Here is a 21,895-nt window from a genome sequence, read left to right as displayed (position 1 = left end):
TCGCGCCGGCCGGCGGCTACGTCGGTCCCTGGCCCCGGCTCGAAGCCCATGCCGCGTCGTCTAACTGCGTTTCCCGATGCGTTTTCGCCCCTCGCGGAAGCGGATGTTAGCGACTAACGTGACGGGAGGTCGGAAACGTTGGCTCCGGCCAGCGCTTCGGCAGGCCGACCAGCCGGCCAGTGACCGCGGTTTGAACGCCGCCCGTCGTCGATGCTTCGGTGAGGAGTATCGGATGCAGGGACCCGGGTTCGCTTCGCCAGGCGATTCGCTGGGGGAGCCGATCGACGTCCACGAATTGCTGGCGAAGACCCGAGAAACCCTGGCACGACAGCGCGAGACGATTGAAGGACTCAGGGCCGGCCGCCGCGAACCCGTTGCCGTGCTCGGCATGGGATTGCGATTGCCCGCCGGTATCGAGACGGCCTCGCAGCTGTGGTCGTTTCTGCGGGCCGGCGGCGATGCGATCACGCCCATCGATGACGACGGCTGGAATGTCACGCTCGATCGTGACGGTGCCGGGCGCCGCCACGACGCACCCCCGCAGAGTGCCGCGCTCATTGCCGATCACGATGCATTCGACCCGGCGTACTTTTCCATCTCGCCGAAGGAAGCCGCGGGGATGGACCCGCAGCAACGGATGATCCTCGAAGTCACCGACCGGGCATTCGCGGACGCCGGGGTCTCGATCCGCTGCGCGGCGAGTGAACGGACCGGGGCGTTCGTCAGCACGAGCAGCGACGACTATCTCCTGCAAAGCGCCGATCTTTGTCGGCGTGAGCTTTTCGATGCTTACACCGGGACCGGCACGGCTCGCGCCGTTGCGGCCGGCAGGCTGGGCCATGTCTTCGGACTTACCGGGCCGATAATGCACGTCGACACCGCGTGCTCGTCATCGCTGGTGGCTCTGCACTTGGCTTGCCGCAGCCTGCACGACCGCGAGTGCACTCTGGCGGTGGTAGCCGCCGCGAACCTCATCGCCACCCCGCAAAACCTGTTGTTGCGCAAGGCGTTAGACGCGGTGGCGCCTCGTGGCCGGAGCAGACCCTTCGCCGACGACGCCGAGGGCTTCGGGCAGGGGGAAGGGGCGCTGGCATTCGTGCTGCAGCCGCTGTCAGCCGCGTTGGCTGCCGGGAGACGGCCACGCGCGATCATCCGGGGCTCGGCGGTCAACCACAACGGCCGCGGCGCCGGACTTACGGTGCCCCGCAGCAGTGCGCAGCGCGACGTCATGCGCGAGGCATTGACTTCGGCCGGCGTTGACCCCGACGATGTCGATTTGGTGGAGGCCCACGGCACCGGCACCCGGCTGGGAGATCCCATCGAACTTGCCGGTCTTGGCGAGGTGTACGGGTCGACCCGCACGGTTCAGCTTGGCTCGGTCAAGTCGAATTTCGGGCATCTGGAGGCTGCCGCGGGCCTGCTTTCGGTGGCAAAAATCGTGCTGTGCATGGACAATGACGAAATTCCGCCCACCCTGCATGCGGCTCGGTTGAACCCGGAAGTGCCATGGGAAGCCATGCGATTCGCGGTCACCACCCGGCCTACTTTCTGGTCCCGCCGGCAACGGGGGCGGCTGGCCGCGATCAGCTCGTTCGGCATGGCCGGCACCAATGCCCACGTCATCCTCGCGGATGCTCCTGACCTTGCTCCACCGCAACGTATTCCGCGTCCGGTGCAGGTATTGCTGGTTTCGGGTCGCAGCGACGCGGCGCTGCATGACCTGGTGGCCGGTTACGCTGAGCTGCTGGATTGCGGTGCGGCCGAAGCGTTCCCCGACGTCTGCGCCAGTTCGGCGGTCGGTCGGGACCACCACCGATTCCGGCTCGTGGTCGTCGCACCGGACGCGCAGACGGCGCTGGGCGAGCTCAGGTCCTGGCAGTCGGACCAGCCGTCGAAGTTGGTGGCCGCCACCGAAGCTGACGCGCCCAATCGGATCGTCGTCGTTCGAGACGATGCCGATGCTGCCACAGTCGATGCCGCGCTCGTGGATCTGCTGCCCGGCCAGCAGTGGGTGGCGTGCACCGCATCAGCCGCTGCCCGCCAGGACGGGGTGCGTGTCGAAGTCGCGGCGGCGTCGCGCTGCGCAGCCGAACCCGGCTGGGCCAGCGCTCAACTCGATGACGAGCAGCGGCTAGCCATCGCGCTGCACCTGGCAGGTGCCCACGTTGACTGGTCACGGGTGTATCCCGCCGCGACCTTCGCGCTGGTGCCGCTTCCGGCGCATCCTTTCCGCCGCAGACGACTCTGGATCACGCGGCCGCCGAAACCGCTTGACCGCAATGGCGCAATCAACGAAAGGACAGCCACGATGGCGGATATCTCGCTTGCCGGTGCACGCCCGCCACAGCACAGCGCAGTGGTAACCGCGGTGGCAGCTGTCATCACGGGCTGGATCGCCGAGCTACTCGGCATGCAGCCCGACGAGGTGGAGCCCCGCCGCCCACTGCTGGAGCAGGGCGCGGACTCGATGGTCCTGGTCGAGGTGGTGAGCCGGGTCGATACGACCTTCGGGGTGGTGCTGGTGCTGCGCCAGCTTTTCGAGGAGTTGCTTACGGTCGCGGCGATTACCGATTACGTGACTCAACACGGCGGCACGGCGCCATCGACGGCTGACGACCGCGGCGACTACCTGAGCACGCTGACCGATACCTACACCCGCATGACGGCGCGTTCGATCGCCGAATACCGTTCCCAGCTACCGGTGATGTGCAATAACCGGCGTAGCGCTTCGGAAATACGGCCCGAGACAGCGGCTTTCGCAGCGCCGCTTCGGGTGGTCTCCTCCCGGGGCGCGCATATCACCGATGTGGACGGCAACGACTACGTCGACATCGCAATGGGTTTCGGAGTCAACTTCTTTGGTCACCAAGCGCCATTCATCGTCGACGCGCTGCGCGACCAACTCGCCACCGGGATCCAGCTGGGCCCCGAATCGGCCGTTGCCGGCGAAGTCGCCGCGTTGCTGGCCGAACTCACTGGTCAGAATCGAGTATTGTTCTGCAACAGCGGAACCGAGGCTGTGATGACCATGATGCGGCTGGCCCGTGCGCACAGCGGTCGCGACACCATCGCGATGTTCCGCAATGCCTACCACGGTCACTTCGACTCGACTCTGGTCAACCCGACCGGAATCAACGATATTTCAGCAGCCCCGATGGCCATCGGCATTCCTGCCGGCCTTGTTCATGACGTGATCGTGTTGCCCTACGCCGACAACCGGGCGCTAGCCGAAATCCGCAGCCGCGGCTCGAGTTTGGCCGCGGTGCTGGTCGAACCCGTGCAGAACCGCCGCCCCGACCTGCATCCCGTCGAGTTCCTTCGGGAGCTACGCGACATCACCAGGTCGCAGGATGTGCTGCTGGCCTTCGACGAGGTGCTCACCGGGTTCCGCATCCATCCCGGCGGCGCGGCGGCACACTTCGGTGTCACACCGGATATCGTCAGCTACGCCAAGGTCCTTGGCGGCGGCATGCCCATCGGGGTCGTGGCCGGTCGAGCCGATGTGATGAACCGTGTCGACGGGGGAACGACGCCCCCGGGGCCACCGGTCACGTACACCGCCGGCACATTCTGCCGCCATCCGCTGGCGATGGCGGCCGCGCGTGCGGTGCTGCGCAAACTCAGCGACGACGGGCTGCGGCTCACCAGCCGGCTCAATGCGCGCACCGACGACATGCGCACCGAACTGAACGCACGATTCACCGATCTGGGCGTGCCGTTCGCGATGCACAACTTCGGCTCCTTTTTCCGCTTCTCCCTCAACGGCAATCTGAGCTTTGCCTACCAACCGGTGGAGATGGACTACTTCAACGCCGCGATGCTGACCAAGGGCGTCTACATCGCCGAAGGAGGCACCTGCTTCCTCTCCACCGCGCACAGCGATGCCGATATCCAGCGGATAATCGACGCGGCCGGCGGCGCGGCCCGCGAGTTGCGTGATGCCGGCCTGCTCAACCGGTTGACATCAGACGTTCCGGCGGCTCACCGAGCCGCGCGGTTCGTCGAGCCCAAGGAGCCGGTCGTGTCCGGCGGGTTGGCCGGGACCTGCGCGGTCCCAAGGCAATCCGAACCCCATACGCCGCAGGTGCGGACTTCCGGCGGGTCGCCGGCCCCGGTGCTCAGCCTCTCCTTCTTCGGCGACTACCCACGCAACACGCCCGGCATGTTCGACGTGATCCGCAACGCGGCCGCGGCGGCCGACGGGCGCCTCGCGACGTTGTGGATCCCCGAGCGCCATTTCCACTCCTTCGGCGGCCTGTCGCCCAACCCGTCGGTATTGGGGGCGTTCCTCGCCGGGATCACCACGAAGATCAGAATCCACGCCGGCAGCGTCGTCCTCCCGCTGCACGACCCGATTCGGGTGGCCGAGGAGTGGGCCATGATCGACAACTTGTCCGGTGGCCGGATAGGCGTTGCCTTCGCCTCCGGTTGGCAGCGCAACGACTTCATCCTGGCGCGCGAGCCGTTCGACCGGCGCCGGGAAGTGTTGTGGCGGGACATCGACACCGTGCATCGGCTGTGGCGCGGCGATCCAATCACCTTCCAGCGCAACGGTATCGAGACCGAAGTCAGCCTGTATCCGCAGCCCCGGCAAACGGACCTGCCGACCTGGATCGCTGCACTGGGCTCCCCGGAAACCTTCCGCACGGCGGGAGAGCGCGGCCTGTCGATTCTGACCAACCTGGTCGGCCAGACCACCGAGCAACTCGCGTCGAATATCGCTCTCTACCGGGATGCCCGGCGCGGCGCCGGTATCACGGGTCCCGGGCATGTCACCGCCCTGGTTCACACGCTGGTCACCTCGGACGACTCCGCGGCCCGCCTGGCCCGCGGCCCGCTGCACCGCTATCTCGGGTCGTCGGTCGACCTGTTCAGCGCGGTCACCGGCAGCCGCGAACAACACGCTTTCGAACGGCTCACCGACAGCGAACGCACCTACCTGCTGGATCGGGCGGTCGATCGTTTCCTGCAGGACAACGCGATAATCGGCGATCTCGACCATGCGCTTGACGTCGCCCGCCGCATCGCCGGTCTGGGGGTCGACGAGATCGCGTGTTTCGTCGACTTCGGCGTCGCCGCAGATGATCTGCTGGGCGGTGTGGACCAACTGGTGCGGCTTGGCGAGCGGCTGCACACCACCGAGCGACCCCCCGCGCCGCAGCCCGCGAAGGTGTCGGGTCGCACCGAGCGAGCGCGGGCGGCCGTTGACCTGACCGCCACCATTGACCCCGACGAGGTCATCCTGGCGGTGAAAGCGGCCGTGTCCGCCCAGCCGCACCTGCAGAAGCTCGTCGAGCCGGCGGGTCCGCCCACCGTGCACCTGGTCGACCTCTCCCTGCTGGACGACGCCGAACAGGACGAGCAAACGGCCCAGTTGTGGGACTACGCCGAAGATTTCGGTGCGCGCGATTGCGGCGAAGTGCTCTTGATTCGCCGCTCCGGCGGACGGACCCGGCTGATGGCGAGGCTGCCCGGAACCGCCTCGTCCCTGGACGCCGAGCGACTGCTGGACGCGGTGGTTTCGGTGCTGCGCTCGTCCCGGACCGACGATACGGGCGGTGTGGAAGCTCAGCTCGCGGCCGCGCCCAACGAGCAACTCATGTGGTGGGCCTGTGAGTCCGACCCCGATACGGCCCGAGCATGCCATGTCCGGACCACGCTGGAGGTGGCGGAACGAGTTGACATCGACGCCCTGCAGGACGCCGTGATCGCCGTCGCGGGGCGCCACCAGGCGCTGCGCTCGACGTTCGGCGCCGAGGGCGAGACCCTGCTGGTGCACCGGGACCTCGCGCCCGTCGTACACGTCGTCGACTTCACCGCGTTGTCCGACGCCGATCGAGACGAGGAGCTGGCGCGCTGGTACGCCGAAGACGCGGAGCAGCTCATCGACATGGCCGTGGGACCGTTGTGGCGGATCGCTGTGTTGCGGCTCACCGAGCAGCAATGCCGAATTGTGTTGACCGCCCATCACATTGTCTTCGATGGCGTCTCGGAGCGGATAGTCCTCGACGAGCTCGCGGCGGTGTATCGCGGTGCCGCCCAGGAGTTGCCGGAGCCCGTCGACTTCGCCGCTTGGCGGCGCGAGCACGCCGGGCGCGCAACGGCAGCCGATCGCCAATTCTGGCGCACGTGTCTTGCCGCGCGCACCGCGGTCACCCGCCCCACACAGCTGGCCGCCGGCGCGGGTGGTCGGCTGCGCACGATGCTGCCGGCCGAGACCGTGGCCGCGCTGCAGCGCGTCGCCGCCGATATGGGATGCACCCGGTACGTCGCGCTGCTGGCCTGTTACCTGATGCACCGGGCTCGCTCGTGCGCCGGCGCGGACGCGGTGGTCGTCGGCGTCTCGGCCGACCCGCGCGATGCCGCGGCCCGGCACGGATTGGTTGGCTACCTGTCCAACTTGTTGCCGCTGCGGCTACAGCTGGATGCCCAGCTCCATGTCGCCACGGCGTTGCCGGTTGTTCGCGCCGCGCTGTTGGACGCCTACGAGCACCAGGGGTTGCCGTTCGCCGAGATCCTCTCGCAATCACCGGGGACACATGTGTCCACCTGTTTCAACTGGGACCACGTGACCCAACCGAGGTTCGGGTCGGCCTGCGCTCGTGCGCTGCCGGACCCGGCGAGTTTCGTGCGCTTCGAATTGAGCCTCAACGTGGTGGAAACCGCTGAGCCCCAACTGATCTTGGAGTGGGATTACACCCGCGACTCCTACGACGCTGACGCAATTGCCCGGGTGGCGCAGAGTTACGCCGACATCGTCGCCGAGCTGGTCAGCGGCGACGAGCTCGTTACCGCAGAGACCATCCATGGGCGGTTCGCGGCACGGGCCGCCGAGTCCCCGGCAACGGTGGCCGCGTACGACGGCGCTTCGAGCGTCACCTTTGCCGAACTGGATGCGCGCTCGGATCGGATCGCTGCCGGCCTACTGTCCGCCGACCTGCCGGCCGAGGCTGTCGTCACCATCGTCGGATCGCTGTGTGTGCCAATGGTCGCGGCGATGCTCGGCGTCCTCAAGGCCGGCGCGGCCTTCAGTGTTGTCGCGGCCTCAACGTCTGAAGCCGCGCTCGCCGCACACATGCGGGCGTGTGGATCGCAGTTGGTGATCCACACCGGGCAGCAGCGCGGCACACAGCGGCCGGATGGACACCACGATGTGGCGACACTGGCCGAATCGACGCCAACCGCCCGGATGCCCGTCATCCCGGCCGCGCACGCCGCCTACGTGATCATGACCTCCGGATCGACCGGCGAGTCCAAGCCTGTCGTCGTCTCGCATGCCAACCTGTTGAGCTATCTCGACGCGCTGGCGCAGCGGGTGGACATGACCGGACAACGCTGTCTGGTTGTGGGTTCACCGGCATACGACCTCTGTTACAGCACGCTGTGGTCCGCGCTGACACGTGGCGGCACCCTGCTGCTGGCCGACGAAGACACGAGCGTCGACGCCCAGGCGCTGGCGGACCTGACGTCACGACAGCCGGCCGACGTGCTCAAAATCGCCCCGACTCATCTGGATGCGTTGTTAAGCACGGGCACGGATGTATTCCTTCCGCACGCACAGCTCATCTTCGGTGGCGAGCCGCTGCGCTGGCCCACGGTGCGTCGCGTGCGGGCTGCCCGGCCCGGGCTGACCATCTGGAATCATTACGGCCCAACGGAATCCACCGTGGGCGCCACGATGTACTGCATCGGCGATCCGGATCCGTTCGAGTCGCGGGCCACCGTGCCGATCGGCTCTGCGCTCAACGGACCGGTGCGGGTTGACGGCGACGAATTGCTGGTCGGCGGACCCGGGGTAGCCAACGGCTATCTTGGCTTGCCCGCGGAAACCGCGGAGCGCTTCGTGTGGCGATCCGAGGCCGACGGCGCGCGCAGCCGCTGGTATCGCACCGGGGATGTGGTTGCCGAGGTGGCTGACGGATGTTTGGAGTTCGTCGGGCGCCTGGACGACCAGGTCAAGGTCCGCGGTCACCGGGTTGAACTCGGCGCGGTCGACACGGCCCTGCGGGCGGTGGCCGGGGTGCGGGCGGCCGCCGCCTGCCTGCTGGGTGACGGCGAAGGCTCTTGTCTGGCAGCCGGTTTGGTGCTGACTGAAAACACCACACCGCAGGCCGTGCGTACCGAATTGGCGTCCCTCCTGCCCAGCCATTTGGTACCCACCACCCTGGTGGCGATGCAGCGGCTGCCGCGTGCGGGATCGGGCAAACTCGACCGAATCGCGTTGGCCGCCGCCATTGGCGCTGCCTCGCCGCAGCGGCCGGCGGGCAACGCAACCGGTGCCTATCCGGCGGACCCGCTGGACGCGATGACCCAGATCTGGCGAGACGTGCTGGAACGTGACGCGGTCAGCCCCAACGACGACTTGTTCGACCTCGGTGGCCATTCTCTGCACGCCATCAAGATCGCGGCCCGGATACGCAAAGTGTTCGGCCGGCGGGTTCGGATCCGGGATGTGTTCGACTCGCAGACGCCCCAAGCGTTGCTCACGCATATCACCGAGCTACCGGAAGCCGCTCGGTTGTCCTAAGGAGAGACGGTTATGAGCACGTCAGCCACCGCAGTCCCGGCCACAGTGCTGCGCGCGTTCCCCGCGCTGGCCCGCCAGCTCGACGCGAGCCCCGTGCAGGCCAAAGTGCTGTTCGTCCACGACGACTTTATTGTGCGAGCCGGACCTACCCGGTACAGCCCAGAGATCTTCAGCGACTCCACCGCGGCATGGCGCACGTTCTGCGCCAACAATTTCCGCGCGGACGACCCGCGGCCGCCGGAAGCGGCCAGCCTGCCGTTGCACGAATGGAACACCGAGTTCAGCTGGCGGCCAATCGAAGGACCGTCGCGGCTGCTCGACGAAGCCCAGCGTCGCCACTACAACGACGACGGCTACTGCGTGCTGCCCGACGTTGTGCCGCCGGATGTCGTCGAGACGCTGATCGCGGAGGTAGACCGGCTGGAACGCATCGGCGAGCAACGGTTGCGAGGAATGCAGGAGGGACGCGCCTTCATCGCCCGCGCCGACGAGATCACCTTTACCACCCACATCGTTCGCAATTCACCGTTCACGCGACGCTTTTATACATCAAAGCTGTTCTGCGACATAGTCTTCGACATCATCGGCCCGGACGTGCGGTTGTATTGGGATCAGGCGGTGTACAAGAAGCCGTTCTCGCCCCTGCCGTTCCCCTGGCATCAGGACAACGGGTACACCTTCGTCGAGCCGCAGCAGTACCTGACGTGTTGGGTGGCACTCAGCGACAGCGACGAGTCCAACGGTGGCCTTCAGATGGTGCCCGGCGTGCACACCCTCGGCACCATCGCGCACCGGCGTACGCCGCTCGGATATGTCTGCTACGACGAGACACCGGCCACCGCACAGTCATTGACGACGAAAGCCGGAACGATTGTGTGCATGAGCGGCACCACGCCACATCAGACCGGACCCAACTCCACCGGGGATATCCGGCGCGCGCTGGTGGCGCAGTTTGTTCCCGAAGGCGCCGTGGCGATCACCAGGGAAGCCGACGGCAACATCGTGCGATTGCCGACCAACGACCCAACGCGCCAGTTCCCGATCATCGCCGCAGGTGCCAGTGTTGGCTGACGAGGACACCGCGACGGCGCTGTCCCCGTATCGATTTGCAGAATCGGCGGCCAGTATCCCGCCGGCAGTGCTCGTCGAACTGGCCGCTACCGCGCGACGGCTCGTCGCACTGTCGTTGGCTTTGCCGTCCCGGCTCGCGAACGCGGGCATGCTCGAAGAGGTCTTCGGCGGCGCCGACGAGGACTGGCTGACCTTTGTGCTCGAGCCTCCCGACGGGCTGGACGGATGCCTGTCCAGACCCGATCTCATCTACTCCGACGGCCGGTTTCGCTGCATCGACGTCAACGCGGCCCACGCGGGCGGCTGGCTGATCCACCTGGGTTGGGCCCGGCAGCACGGCTGGTCACCGACGATTGCCGACCCGCTGGCCGCCGTGTGCGATATGGTGCACGCCTGCGCCCGGGAGTCGGGTGTGGCGACAGCGGGGGAATCCGTTGGCCTGGCGGTGGTCCGGGCGCCGGGCTCGGCGGAGTTCACCGAATCCGTCCGCCGCGCCTGCCTTCCGGTGTGGCGCGCGGCGGCGGCTCGGGCCCGCGTCACACCCGGCGGGTTGTACTTTGCCGGTTACGCAGACCTCGACCATGGCCCGAGTGGCATTTCCTGTGCGGGGGAGCGCGTGCACGCCCTGCTGGAGGGTGACGTGCTCGACGGAGCCCCCCGGATGCGGTGCGTCGCCGCGGCCAAGCGGGGCCTCGTCTCGTTGCATAGCGGCCCGCTCGCCGCGGTGGTCAACGACCGCAGGGTGCTCGCCGAACTGAGTCGGCAAGCCGATGAGGCACTACCGCTGTTGACGCCCGCGGAGCGCCGGCTGGTGTGCGACACCGTCGCATGGACACGAACCATCCGGCCGGGCCCCACCCGCTGGCGTGGGCAGTGGGTGGATCTTCCCGGCCTGGCCGTCTCGCGGCAGCGCGGGATGGTGCTCAAGCAGGCCACGTCCGACGGCGGCAAGCAGGTTTATCTGGGTTGCTGCACCCCGGCCGCGGCGTGGCGCGACATCGTCGAAAATGCCTGCGACACCGGGGATTGGGTGGTTCAGGAGTATCTGCCACCGCAGTATCCGCCGGGCGCGTGGGATAGCGAGCCCGCGGTCGACCCGATCTGGAGCGCCTTTGTTGTGCGCGGACGGTACGCGGGCGGGCTGGTCCGGCTGCTGGGCGCCGACGACTACCCGAACATCGCCACCGCCACCAGCATGGCCGAAAGCCCAAACGGTGACGACCACGTTCGGCTGGCGCCTATCGCCACGAACTTCGAACTGAAGGAGGCTAAGTGAGCATCGGCAGCCTGGGATCGGACCTGCGGTCCGATATCGCACGGATACTCGCTGCCTCACCAGACACGTTGGACTACACGGTCATTGAGCGCTGCACCGAGGCGGGTGAGCAACGCCTGGTCGCCTATGTGGTGCCGGCCCAACCGGTGACCAGCCGCGGGGTCCGGGACACGATCACCGCCGGCGCGCCTCAGGCGCCGGTCGACGTGGTGCTGGTCTCGAGCGTGCCCCGCACCGCCAGCGGTGCGGCGGACATCGGGAGCCTGGCGATGCTACCGGTGCTCGACGAAATGACGCTCGCGCGAACCGAAGCGGCCATGCAGTCCGCCTGCGGCGCGGCTGCCGAGATGACCGTGGCCTTCGCACCGGCGAGCGCGGACGGGTATGCCGGCGCGATCAGCACGGCACAACCGTCGGCCCGGGAACCGGTCCGCGACCCACTGGCGCCGGCTGCCGTCCTCAGCGGCGGGCAGGCCCGCGGTGGCGGCCCGGCGACGCTGGGTGCACTGCTCGTTTCGGCTGCCGCCGAATGCCCGTATCGGGACGCACTCCGCCTGCTCAGCCGCGACGGGCGACCCACCGTGGCCGGTTATGACGAGCTTCTCGACGAGGCCCAGCGGGTGTGCGGCGGCCTGCAAGAACGCGGGCTGCGACCCGGGGACCGCATTGTGCTGGCATGCGGTGAACCCACCGGGTTTGTGCCCGGCTTCTGGGGCGCGGTGCTGGCCGGGCTGATCGTTGTCCCATCGCCGCTGCCGGACACCGTTGAGCCGCAATCCGCAATACAGGCACTGCAGGCCGTCATGTCGTCGGCCGCGGCGGCTGTGGTGGTGACCGATCTGACCACGGCGCGAAACACGCCAGGATTTGCCGACATTGATCAGTTGCGCGCGGCCCGGCCCGGCTCGCTGGTGAGCCGATCGCCCGACGACCTGGTTCTCGGATTGCCCACCAGCGGCAGCACCGGCAAGCCGAAACTTGTCGGTCAGACGCACCGCGCGGTCCTGTCCAACGCCGCATCGGCGTGCGCCCACAACGGATTTCGCTCCGACGAAATCTCCCTGAACTGGTTCCCCCTCGACCACGTCGGCGGGCTGGTCATGTTCCACATCCGCGACGTCTGGTTGCGGTGCCGCCAAGTCCAGGTGCCCACCGATAAAGTCTTGCGTGAGCCGTTGACCTGGCTGGAACTGGTTGACCGGTACCGGATCACGGTCACCTGGGCACCCAATTTCGCCTATCAGCTGGTGACGGCGCGGCTGCAAGCGTTGCCGACCAACCAGCGGCCAGCATGGGACTTGTCTTGTCTGACATTCATTCTCAACGGCGGCGAACCCATCATCGCCGATCAATGCTTGAACTTCCTGAGCGCGCTGGCCCCCTACGGCCTGCCGGCCGCAGCGATGCACCCGGCCTGGGGAATGTCGGAAACGTGTTCAGGGGTGGTCTATTCGGCAGCTTTCGCCCCTGGGTTGGTCGATCGGACGAGCACGCATGTGCCGGTGGGACAACCGGTTCCGGGCTGCACGGTACGGGTGGTCGACGACACTGGAGCGGTGCAGCACCACGGACAGCCGGGGCAGCTACAGGTGCGGGGGCCGATGATCGCCGCCGGCTACCTCGACGACGACGCGGCCACCGCGGCGGCGCTGGATCCCGACGGGTGGTTGCACACCGGAGATCGCGCGGTGATCGGGCCTGCGGGCCTGACCATCATCGGCAGGGACAAAGACGTCATCATCGTCGGTGGCCGCAACATCACCGCGAGCGAGGTCGAGGCCGTCGTCGACAAGGTGTGTGGGGTCGACCCGTCATGGAGCGTCGCATTCGGTGTCCGTGCCGGCGGCGCCGCAACCGAACAGATCGCGGTCGTTTTCGTGCCGCTGCCCGGGCACCCCGTCGCGGAGGTGGCCGAACGCGTGCGTCGTGCGGTGCTGCGGGAGTTCCACGTCAGCCCCACACCGATCCATTCCGTCACCCGAAACGACGTGGCCAAGACGTCGATCGGCAAACCGAAGCGGGCACTGATTCGTGAGCGGCTGCTCGGTTGCGCCCCGGGCGCAGATATCCGCCCTGCGGTGGTCGAGGTGCTGTGCACACCCACCCTCGAATCAGCGACCCCGGGGCCGGCCCTGCCGGTGTTGTTGCTGAGCGACCGCGAGGAATTCACCGCCGCGCTGGCCCAAGCGTTGCGAAGTCGAGGACATGCGTTGAGCACCAGCGCTTTTGAGCTCACAGATGCCCAGGAACGCAGACGTATCCGGTCGCTGCTCGACGGCGGCCCCGAGCATGTGGTTCATGTGCTGCCGGTGGGGCCGCCGACACCCGACGAGGTTGCCGGGCGATGCGCCGACCTGGCAGCCCTGCTGCGCGTCATGGAGCAAACCGGCGGGTCGCGACTGTCGGTGGTAGCCCCGACGGGCTGCGAATACGGCCAGTCGCTGGCGGCGTTTGCGCACAGCGCCGGGCGCGACCTGCCCCGGCTGAAGGTCCGGTTCATCGGCTCAGCGGTTTCACCCGAAGCGGTAGCCGACGAGTTGTCCCGGGAGGAACCGGCCGAGGTGGACCTTGGGCTGCCGGTGCGGCGGATCCTGACCACTGCGGCAGCGCCGATCCGGGCGGCCGGGGAGTCTGCACTTCAGCGAGCAGGGCGGTACCTCGTCATCGGTGGCCTGGGCGGTGTCGGACGACACGTCTGCGAATACCTGCTCCGCCAATTCGGCGCGCACCTGCTGGTCGTGGGGACATCGGAGCTGGACTGCACCCAGCCCGCCGGGCCGCGCGGGCGCAACCTGCTCGCGCTGCGCGAGATGGGAGACGTGACCTATCTCGCGGTCGATGTCGCCGACGCCATGGCCCTGCGTGCTGCCGTCGAGGTATTCGAGCAGCAGCACGGCGGGCCCATCGACGGAATGTTCGCGCTGGCCGGCGAGCTGGTGCCACGGTCGGCGGTGCAGCTGTCGGCGGCCGACATCGACGACATGCTCTACGCCAAGGGTCGTGGCGCCATCGCCGTCGAGCGGCTCCTGGCCGAGCGTGCCCACGCGATCGAGGTCTATTTCACGTCGGTGCACAGCCTGGTCGGCGCGCCGGAACTGGCCGCTTACGCGGCCGCCAACCGGTTCCAGGACGTGCTGGCCGCCCGGCACCGGGACCGGGGCAGACGCGCCTGGTCGATCGCATGGAGCCGGTGGGCCGGTCCCGGGATGAGCCTAGACGTCGCCGGCGGTGACCTGGCGGCCGAGATGGGGCTGGCCACCATCGACCCGGCCGTGGGGATCGACGCACTCGACGCCGTCCTGCGTTCCCGGCCGGGCTGGTACGCGGTGGGGCTGGACACCGGTAATCGGCGCCTGGCGCACCTGGCCGGAGGCTTGCGGCCGCTGGAACGGATCGAGGTCCGGATGGCCGGGCCCGCAACGGATGTCACGGCAGCGGTCACCGACGCGTTCGGGGTTCCCGTCCCGGCGCACGTGGTGGGACAGCAACCGGCCGGGCCGCCGGCACCGGCCGCGGCGGGCGATCAGGGCTCGGCCATGGCAGTGCTCGCCGGGATCTGGGCCGAACTGCTCAAGTTGCCCGACGTGTCGGCCGCGGACGACTTTTTCGAGTTGGGCGGTCATTCATTGCTGGTGCCGCGGCTGCAGGAACGGGTGCTGCAACTACTGGGTGTGGCGTTGCCCGCGGTGGCGGTGTTCGAGTACCCGACGCTGCGGGAACTGGCCCGGGTGATCGAGGACCGCAGCGCCTGCGAGGTCAGCCGTGCGGACCAGAACCCGCCACCGGCCGATGATCCGCGTGCAAACCTGCGCCGGCGTGCCTCGCTACGCGAGGCATCCAGGACGAGCTGATGAGCGAGTTCGACGTCGCCGTGATCGGGCTCAGCTGCCGGTTTCCCGGTGCTGCCGACCCAGAAGCGTTCTGGCACAACGTGGTTGGTGGCGTTTGCGCCATCCGCCGGCACTCGCGCGCCGAGCTGCTACGGCACGGTGTTCCGGCGGCATTGGTGGACTCGCCGGAGTATGTGCCCGCCGACGGGTTTCTCGAGGATGCCGACGCTTTCGACGCGGGTTTTTTCGGCATCAGCGATCGCGAGGCGGCGCTGACCGATCCGCAGCACCGGCTGTTCCTCGAATGCGCCTGGGCGGCAATGGAAGACGCCGGGTATTCGCCGCAGTCGCCGACGGCGGTCGTAGGCTGCTTCGCCGCCGCCGGGATGAGCCTTTACGCGGGGGCCAGAATGTCGTCGTACCTCACCGAGGCGGTGCTCGCCGACACCGACCTCGTCGAGGGCAGCGCCGTGCCGTTGATATCGGTGGCGAACCGGGGCGACTACCTGGCCACCCGGGTCGCTTTTCAGCTGGGCCTGCGCGGACCGGCGATCAACGTACAGACCGCGTGTTCCAGTGCGCTTGTCGCGACCCACTTGGCGATCCAGAGTCTGTTGTCGGGCGAGTGCGATATGGCGCTTGCCGGCGCCGCCGCGGTGCACGTGCCGCTTGCCTGCGGCTACCTGCACCACAGCGGCGGGATTCTGTCGCCGAGCGGTCGCTGCCTGCCTTTTGACGCCGACGCTGACGGCACGGTGGGCGGCAACGGTGTCGGGGTGGTGGTGCTCAAGCGGTGCGCGGATGCCGTCGCCGCCGGCGACCCCATCCGGGCGGTCATCACCGGATCGGCCATCAACAATGACGGCCGGGACAAGTCCAGCTTTGCTGCACCCGGCATGCGGGGCCAACGCGAGGTGATCGCCGCGGCCCACGCGCTGTCTGGGCGCAGCCCGCAGACCATCGGTCTGGCAGAGACCCACGGAACCGGTACCCGGCTCGGAGATCCCATCGAGATCCGTTGCCTGCGTGCGGTATTAGACGGCGACGGTGGCACCGGCTGCGCCATTGGCGCGGTCAAGGCCAACATCGGACACCTGGACACCGCGGCCGGCGTGGCCGGATTGATCAAGGCGGTGCTGGCCGTGCAGCACGGCGTCATCCCTCCGGTAGCGGGCTTTCGCACGCTCAACCCCGAGATCGATCTGACCGGCAGCCGGCTCTATGTGCCGACCGCGGCCGCGCCGTGGCCCGGACCGGAAGGGGACCGCCGACGCGCCGCCGTCAGCTCATTCGGTGCCGGCGGAACCAACGCGCACCTCGTGGTCGAACAGGCACCGGTCGCAACGGCACGCCAACCCGGCGCGGGCGGGCGGTACCTGATCGCCGTCTCCGCCCACGACGGGTCGGCCCTGCGTGACTCCGCGCTGCGGTTGGCCGACCGACTGCGCGGCACCGAAGACGTCGACCTCGCCGACGTCTCGTTGACCAGCCTGGCCGGCCGCGCGCCGCTTCGCGCCAACCTTTCGGTAGTGGCCGCCACCACCGCAGAGGCTGCCGACAACCTGCGCATTGCGGCCGAATCCGGCGACAAAGCAACGTATTTGACGCCCGCTGCGGCAGGCCCGGTGATATTGCTGTTCCCGGGGCAAGGGGGTGAGGCTTGGTCGGTGCTACAGCGGTGGCTGGAGGTTGACGAGGATTTCCGACGCGAGTTCGACGCGCTTCACCAGCAGGCCCGCCCGCGCCTTGACGCCGACCTCGCCGAGATCATCGCCGGCAGCGACGACCCGCGGCGACGACAGGCCGCCTACCTGCAACCGGCCTTGGTGGCCGCGGCGATCGCGCTGGCCCAGACGCTGATCACGGCGGGAGCGCGGCCCGCCCTGGTGCTCGGGCACAGCCTTGGCGAGCTGGCTGCCGCCGCGATCGCCGGTGTGTTCAGTCCGGTCGAGGCGGTGGTGTTGGCGGGGGTGCGTGGCCGCCTGATGGACCAGCGGTGCGCGGGCGGCGCGATGGCGGTAGCGGTCACCGACGCTCGGCGCGCCGCTGCCGCCATCGATGCGGCCGGCGCTGCCGATGTCGCAGTGGCGGTGATCAATTCCGAGCACAGCGTCGTGTTGTCCGGGCCGGAGAGCCAGCTGGCCGCCGTTAGCCAGGTACTGCGCTCACGCGACGTGAGGCTCACACCGCTGGGTACCACGCACGCCTTCCACAGCCCGATGATGGCGTCGGTCATCGCCGATGTCGCTGCGGCGGCCGCGATGGCCGACCCGCGCCCACCCGACATCCCGATGCTTTCGAGCGTGACTGCGCACACCGGTGACCAGGTCGCCGACCCCGCGTATTGGGGTCGCCAGGTACGCGACCCGGTGTTGTTCGGCGACGCGGTGCGGGCCCCGGTCATCCCCACCGGTGCCGTTTTCGTCGACCTCTCACCCTCCGGCGTTCTTGCGGAGATCGTCGCGGTCAACCGCGCGGCGCTGGCAGAGCATCTGGTCCGGCTGGACCGTCACGACCAGGCACCGCCCAGCGGGCGCCTTCTGCTCGGGCTGCGTGACCGAGGCATTCCGATTGACTGGTCGGGCACCGCACTGCACCGCCGCGCACGCCGGATTGCCCTGCCCACCTACCCATTTCGGCAAACCAGATACTGGCCACGGTTACGCGCCGCCGGCGGCGCTCCGTTCTTAAGCCCGGTCCGGCTTGCCAGTGTGGTGTGGACGCCACTGGACGCCGGCACGTCGGCCATCGCCTGGACACGCCCGGTTGTGCTGGCACCGCAAGCTGCGGCGCCGGTGGTCGAGGCGTTGCGTAATCGGTTGCCGGGCTGCCGGACGGTTCCGGATTGGGACAAGGTGCTACATGCAGACCTCGGCCGGGCGACCCGGTTATTGGAGAGCGCGCTGCAGTCGGCTGAGGCGATCGTCGATCTCACCGGGGTCGGTGGTGCCGGCCCGGCTGATGCGACAGACCCGGCCCGGGACTGGATCTCGCTGCGCTCCGCGATGGCCGTGGCGAGCGCCAGCCGTCAGGTGCCCGTCGTGAGCGTCACCGCCGGGGCTGCCGATGTGCCGGGATCAGCGTTGAACCGCCCCGATCAAGCAGCGGTCTGGGGTTTCGTCCGGTCTGCTCGTGCCGAGGCACCCGGCATCAGCTGGCGGCTGATCGACTGCGACGGCACCGTCGATGCGCAGACGGTGAGCGCGGAGATGCTCCGAAACGATCACTCGGAGATTGCCCTGCGCAGCACGCTGCGGCTCGCCCCGATGCTGATCGACACGCCCGGCACCGCCGGCAAGGCGGGACTGACCGGACTCACCGGACCGCTGGACACCGTCGTGATCGGGGGCGGCACCGGCGGCATCGCCGCCCGGATGATCGAGCGGTGCGCCCGCAACGGTGCGCGGCGCGTGGTGCTCGTCGCCCGCAACCCACCGGTCCAACCCGTCGCCGGCCCGCCCGGCTGCGTCGTCGAATGGGCACAGGCGGATGTGGCTGTGCGTGCCGACGTGGAGCGACTGGCCCGGTCCCTGCCCCAGGGGTCGGTTTCGCTGGTGATCGCGGCCCCCGGGATCCTTCGCGACGCGATAGCCTCCCGGGTCACCGAATCCGACTTGCGGGCGGTGCTGGCGCCCAAAGTGCTTGGCACCACCTTGCTGGCGTGGCTGGCTGCCCAGCATGGCTGTCCGATGTTGGTGATGTCGTCGCTGGCTTCGCTGTTGGGTTCGCCGGGACAGGCCGCCTACGCCGCGGCCAACGCGGCGCTGGAGTCGATCAGCCGGGCCGCCGGTTCGACGGTGACCACAATTGCCTGGGGGCCGTGGGATCAGGTGGGCATGAGTCGGGGCCTGAATTCGGCCTCGGGGCCGCGGGCACTGCCGGCCGACCAATGGCTCGACGCGCTGGCGCGGGTACCGATGGGCGGGGGTACCTGTTACGCGTTGCCAGATCCCGTTGTGGCAGAAGGCGATTCCGGGGTGATGCGGAGGCCCGAAGCGCTGGCCGCGCAGGTTTGGGCCGAGCCGCCGGATCACGACGCGCCTGCTAGCACCGACCGGTGGCGGGCCGCCGTAGCGGGCGGAGAAATCCCCGGGTTCGTTTGCCGTGCGGTTGCGGCACTGCTGCGCAGTGACGTCGTGGCCGTCGATGCTCCGTTGGTAGATCTTGGCTTAGACTCCCTGGCCGGCCTTCGGCTGCGCCGCGACCTGATGGTTGCTACCGGGATCGACCTGCCGCCGACGCTGATCTACGACTATCCCACGTGCGCTGCCCTGGCCGCCCAGCTGGCCTCCCACCTGGTCTCGGACCAGGCCGCCGTGACGGCGCCCGGCGGCGGCCGGCAGCCGCACTCGGGCTCCGTCGGCTCCATCGGCTCGGTCGGCTCCATCGCCGAGCTGAGCGCCGAATTGAAGCGGGAACTCACACGATCCCTCGAAGCTCTAGATGAACCGGAAAGGACTCTCAGATGAGTGGTGGCGTAAGCGCACACACGATCGACGACCCCGACCTGCGAGCGTTCGAGGAGAACGGGGTCATCGGACCCTTCACGCTCTACTCGCCCGATGAGGCGAAAGCGATGTTGCGACGCATCCGCATCGCCAACCAGGACCGTAGCCACATCCTGTTCGACAACGAGGTCAACTACGATCGTCACTTCGACATCCCCGAGCTGGCAGCACATATCGGGCATCCGACGATCATCGAGAAGGTCAGCAAGATTCTCGGTCCGGATTTGCTCGCGTGGCGCACTGAGTTCTTTCCGAAATTTCCCGGCACGCCGGGCACCGAGTGGCATCAAGTCCGCAATTACCAATACGCCACCGGAACTGCGATGCTGCAGCACAGCACGCAATCCGATGACCTGCCGCTCGACATCACGGTGTGGACCACCTTCACCGAAGCGACCAAGGAAAACGGCTGTATGAAATTCCTGCCCGGATCACACCGCACCCTCTACTACGACGAAAGCAAGTCGATCACTATGGGCCGCGCCGGCGAGTACAGCTCCGTTGATGCCATGGAGAGCAGCGGATCGTTCTTCGGCTACGACTTCAAGGAATTCCGCGTCGACCCCGCGTGGGTGCCGCCCGAGGAGGAAGCGCTGGCCATGGAAATGGAAGCCGGGCAATGCGTGATCTTCACCGCCAGGTGCGTGCACGCCTCGTACCCGAATACGACCCAACGGTCCACCCGGTTCGCGATCGCGTCCCGATACGTGCCCACGGAAGTCAAGGTCTACCCGGGCTGGCCCTCGTTCGAAGCCCACGGCGGGTACTTCGACCTCACGCACTACGGTGCCGTACTGGTAGCCGGCCAGGACACCTACGGCCACAACAAGATTCGTAGCACCGACAACAGAGGCCAGCATTTTCCGCATCACACCGTGGCCGCGGTAGCGGGGTGATCGGTGGCCGGTTACCAGCGACAGGCCGCCGGCTTCGGCCTGCTCTGCTACGGACCTGCGGACATCACGGATCCGCACCGCTCGCTGCTGGCCTTTCCGCACGGCGGAGGCAGTCCGCACTCGTTTGCCAAGCTTAGCCAGGAGCTCGGTCCGGGCTACCGCGTCACCGCCGTCGATCCGCCCGGACGGCCGCGATCGCGTGGGCCCGTCCTGCGCGAGCTGGGCGAGCTGGTCGAGTTCTATCTTGAGCACCTGCCGGCCCACCTGCTCGGCGGGGTGCTGGTCGGTCACAGTGTCGGTGCCTATGTTGCGTCGGCGCTGGCCGCACGTCTGGAACAGCAGGGCCGGCCGGCACGTGCGGTCGTCATGTCGGCCGTCGTGCCGCCGGCCTACCTGGACCCGGCCCGACCGCTGTCGAAAATGACCGACGCGCAACGGCTTGACTGGTGCCGCACGCTGGGCACCTTTCCGGTCGGCGACAAGGACAGCGCCGCTCTTTTCGCGCTGTTCGCCGAGGCGATCCGGGCGGATTGCGAGGTGTACGAGTCGGCGGTGTGCGTATCGCTGGACCATACGACGCCGTTGCTGGTGCTCGTCGGCGAGGCGGACCCGGCGTGTCCGGTTCAACAGGTGGCACACTGGCCAGACACCCACCCTCAGGCGGTGATTCGGACGCTGCCCGGCGGCGGACACATGCTCCCGCAGGATGCCGCGCACAGCTACGCGGCGGAAGTGGCCGGCTTTCTGCGCCACGGCCGCAACGGTTCCATAGCGACACGTCCAGTCGCTGGGCATCGGCGGCCCTGGCGCCGGGAGGATATGTGGTTGCGCGCCCGACAAGGCCGCCGGTGTCTGCCGGTCATCTTTCCCCGCGGCAGGGACACACCGGCGGCGCTGCACCACGTCCTTGTCGAAAACGACTGTCTGGAAACATTTTTGACTGATCATGGAGCGCTATTGGCCCGGGGGTGGAACGTGGCCGACGCTCGCGGGCTGCAGCTCATCGTAGGGTCGACGGGCATTGAACCGACACCCTATGTCGGCGGAAACTCGCCCCGGACCGCGTTGGGAAACGGAATCTATACTTCGACCGAGTATCCGCCCGAAGCACCGATCAGCCCCCACAACGAAATGTCGTATGCGGACCACTGGCCCACGCGGCTGTACTTCTGCTGCCAAGCGCCCGCGGCCCAGGGCGGTGAGACGCTGCTCGCCGACGGTCGCGCCCTGGTTACTCACCCGAGGCTGGAGGAAGTCGTCGATTGCATGCAACGCAAGGGAATTCGTTACCTACGCACCATGCACAGCGGATCGGGGCCGGGCAAGTCATGGCAGCAGACCTTCGAGACTGCCGACCAGGAAACGGTGGCCGGCTTGCTGCGAGATTCGGGCGCAGCCGCGACGTGGCTACCCGGCGGAGCGCTGCGTATCGTCGAGTGCCGGCCGGCATTCATCCATGATTCGAACTCAGGCCGGCAGGTGTGGTTCAACCAGGCCGAGCAGTGGCATCATTCGGCCCTTCCGGTCGAGATTCGCAACGCATTGCTCGATGAGTTCGGCGAAGACGGGCTGCCGCACAATGCGGCCTACGGCGACGGCGAGCCCATACCGGAACGCCATCTCGACGCCATTCGCCATGTCTTGGAAGCCGTTTCGGTGGCACACTCGTGGCGCCACGGTGATGTCCTGGTGGTAGACAACGTGACGACGCTGCACGGCCGAGCGCCCTACCGGGGCCAGCGGCGCGTTCTTGTCGCGATGACCGACCAGGTGGCGCGCGGGTGAGC

General features: G+C 68.1%; 7 protein-coding genes. All 7 read left to right on the top strand.

Annotated features, from left to right (window positions below; genetic code table 11):
- Positions 1 to 232 precede the first annotated feature (232 nt).
- The 7 genes from MKAN_RS28595 to MKAN_RS28590 are packed head-to-tail and all read left to right on the top strand — an operon-like array spanning position 233 to position 21,893.
- A complete protein-coding gene (locus MKAN_RS28595) occupies positions 233 to 8,527 on the top strand; it encodes a MupA/Atu3671 family FMN-dependent luciferase-like monooxygenase (RefSeq protein WP_023364683.1) in 8,295 nt (2,764 codons plus the stop codon).
- 12 nt (positions 8,528 to 8,539) lie between these two features.
- Complete coding sequence (locus tag MKAN_RS02150; RefSeq protein ID WP_023364682.1) at positions 8,540 to 9,598, top strand: phytanoyl-CoA dioxygenase family protein; 1,059 nt, start codon at positions 8,540 to 8,542, stop codon at positions 9,596 to 9,598.
- Complete coding sequence (locus MKAN_RS02145) at positions 9,591 to 10,874, top strand: hypothetical protein (RefSeq protein WP_133163563.1); 1,284 nt, start codon at positions 9,591 to 9,593, stop codon at positions 10,872 to 10,874. Before MKAN_RS02150 ends, MKAN_RS02145 begins: the two co-directional genes overlap by 8 nt.
- Positions 10,871 to 14,725, top strand: coding sequence for an SDR family NAD(P)-dependent oxidoreductase (locus tag MKAN_RS02140; protein ID WP_023364680.1), 3,855 nt, complete (start codon positions 10,871 to 10,873; stop codon positions 14,723 to 14,725). The genes MKAN_RS02145 and MKAN_RS02140 overlap by 4 nt, the downstream gene beginning before the upstream one ends.
- Positions 14,725 to 19,173 carry a type I polyketide synthase gene (locus MKAN_RS02135; RefSeq protein ID WP_023364679.1) on the top strand — a complete coding sequence of 1,483 codons (4,449 nt, stop codon included), beginning with the start codon at positions 14,725 to 14,727 and terminating at the stop codon, positions 19,171 to 19,173. The genes MKAN_RS02140 and MKAN_RS02135 overlap by 1 nt, the downstream gene beginning before the upstream one ends.
- A complete protein-coding gene (locus MKAN_RS02130) occupies positions 19,170 to 20,108 on the top strand; it encodes a chlorinating enzyme (protein ID WP_023364678.1) in 939 nt (312 codons plus the stop codon). Before MKAN_RS02135 ends, MKAN_RS02130 begins: the two co-directional genes overlap by 4 nt.
- Positions 20,109 to 20,111: 3 nt before the next feature.
- A complete protein-coding gene (locus tag MKAN_RS28590) occupies positions 20,112 to 21,893 on the top strand; it encodes an alpha/beta fold hydrolase (RefSeq protein WP_023364677.1) in 1,782 nt (593 codons plus the stop codon).
- Positions 21,894 to 21,895: the final 2 nt, after the last annotated feature.

It is taken from the genome of Mycobacterium kansasii ATCC 12478 (genome assembly GCF_000157895.3).
Classification (GTDB): Bacteria; Actinomycetota; Actinomycetes; order Mycobacteriales; family Mycobacteriaceae; genus Mycobacterium; species Mycobacterium kansasii.
The sequence above is the reverse complement of the archived record's forward strand: the minus strand, read 5'-3'. Positions and strand labels throughout refer to the sequence as shown.

Bases quoted from the DNA above. Each gene is read 5' to 3' on its own strand.
- MKAN_RS28595 (WP_023364683.1), top strand. From the start codon at position 233: ATGCAGGGACCCGGGTTCGCTTCGCCAGGCGATTCGCTGGGGGAGCCG.
- MKAN_RS02150 (WP_023364682.1), top strand. From the start codon at position 8,540: ATGAGCACGTCAGCCACCGCAGTCCCGGCCACAGTGCTGCGCGCGTTC.
- MKAN_RS02135 (WP_023364679.1), top strand. From the start codon at position 14,725: ATGAGCGAGTTCGACGTCGCCGTGATCGGGCTCAGCTGCCGGTTTCCC.
- MKAN_RS02130 (WP_023364678.1), top strand. From the start codon at position 19,170: ATGAGTGGTGGCGTAAGCGCACACACGATCGACGACCCCGACCTGCGA.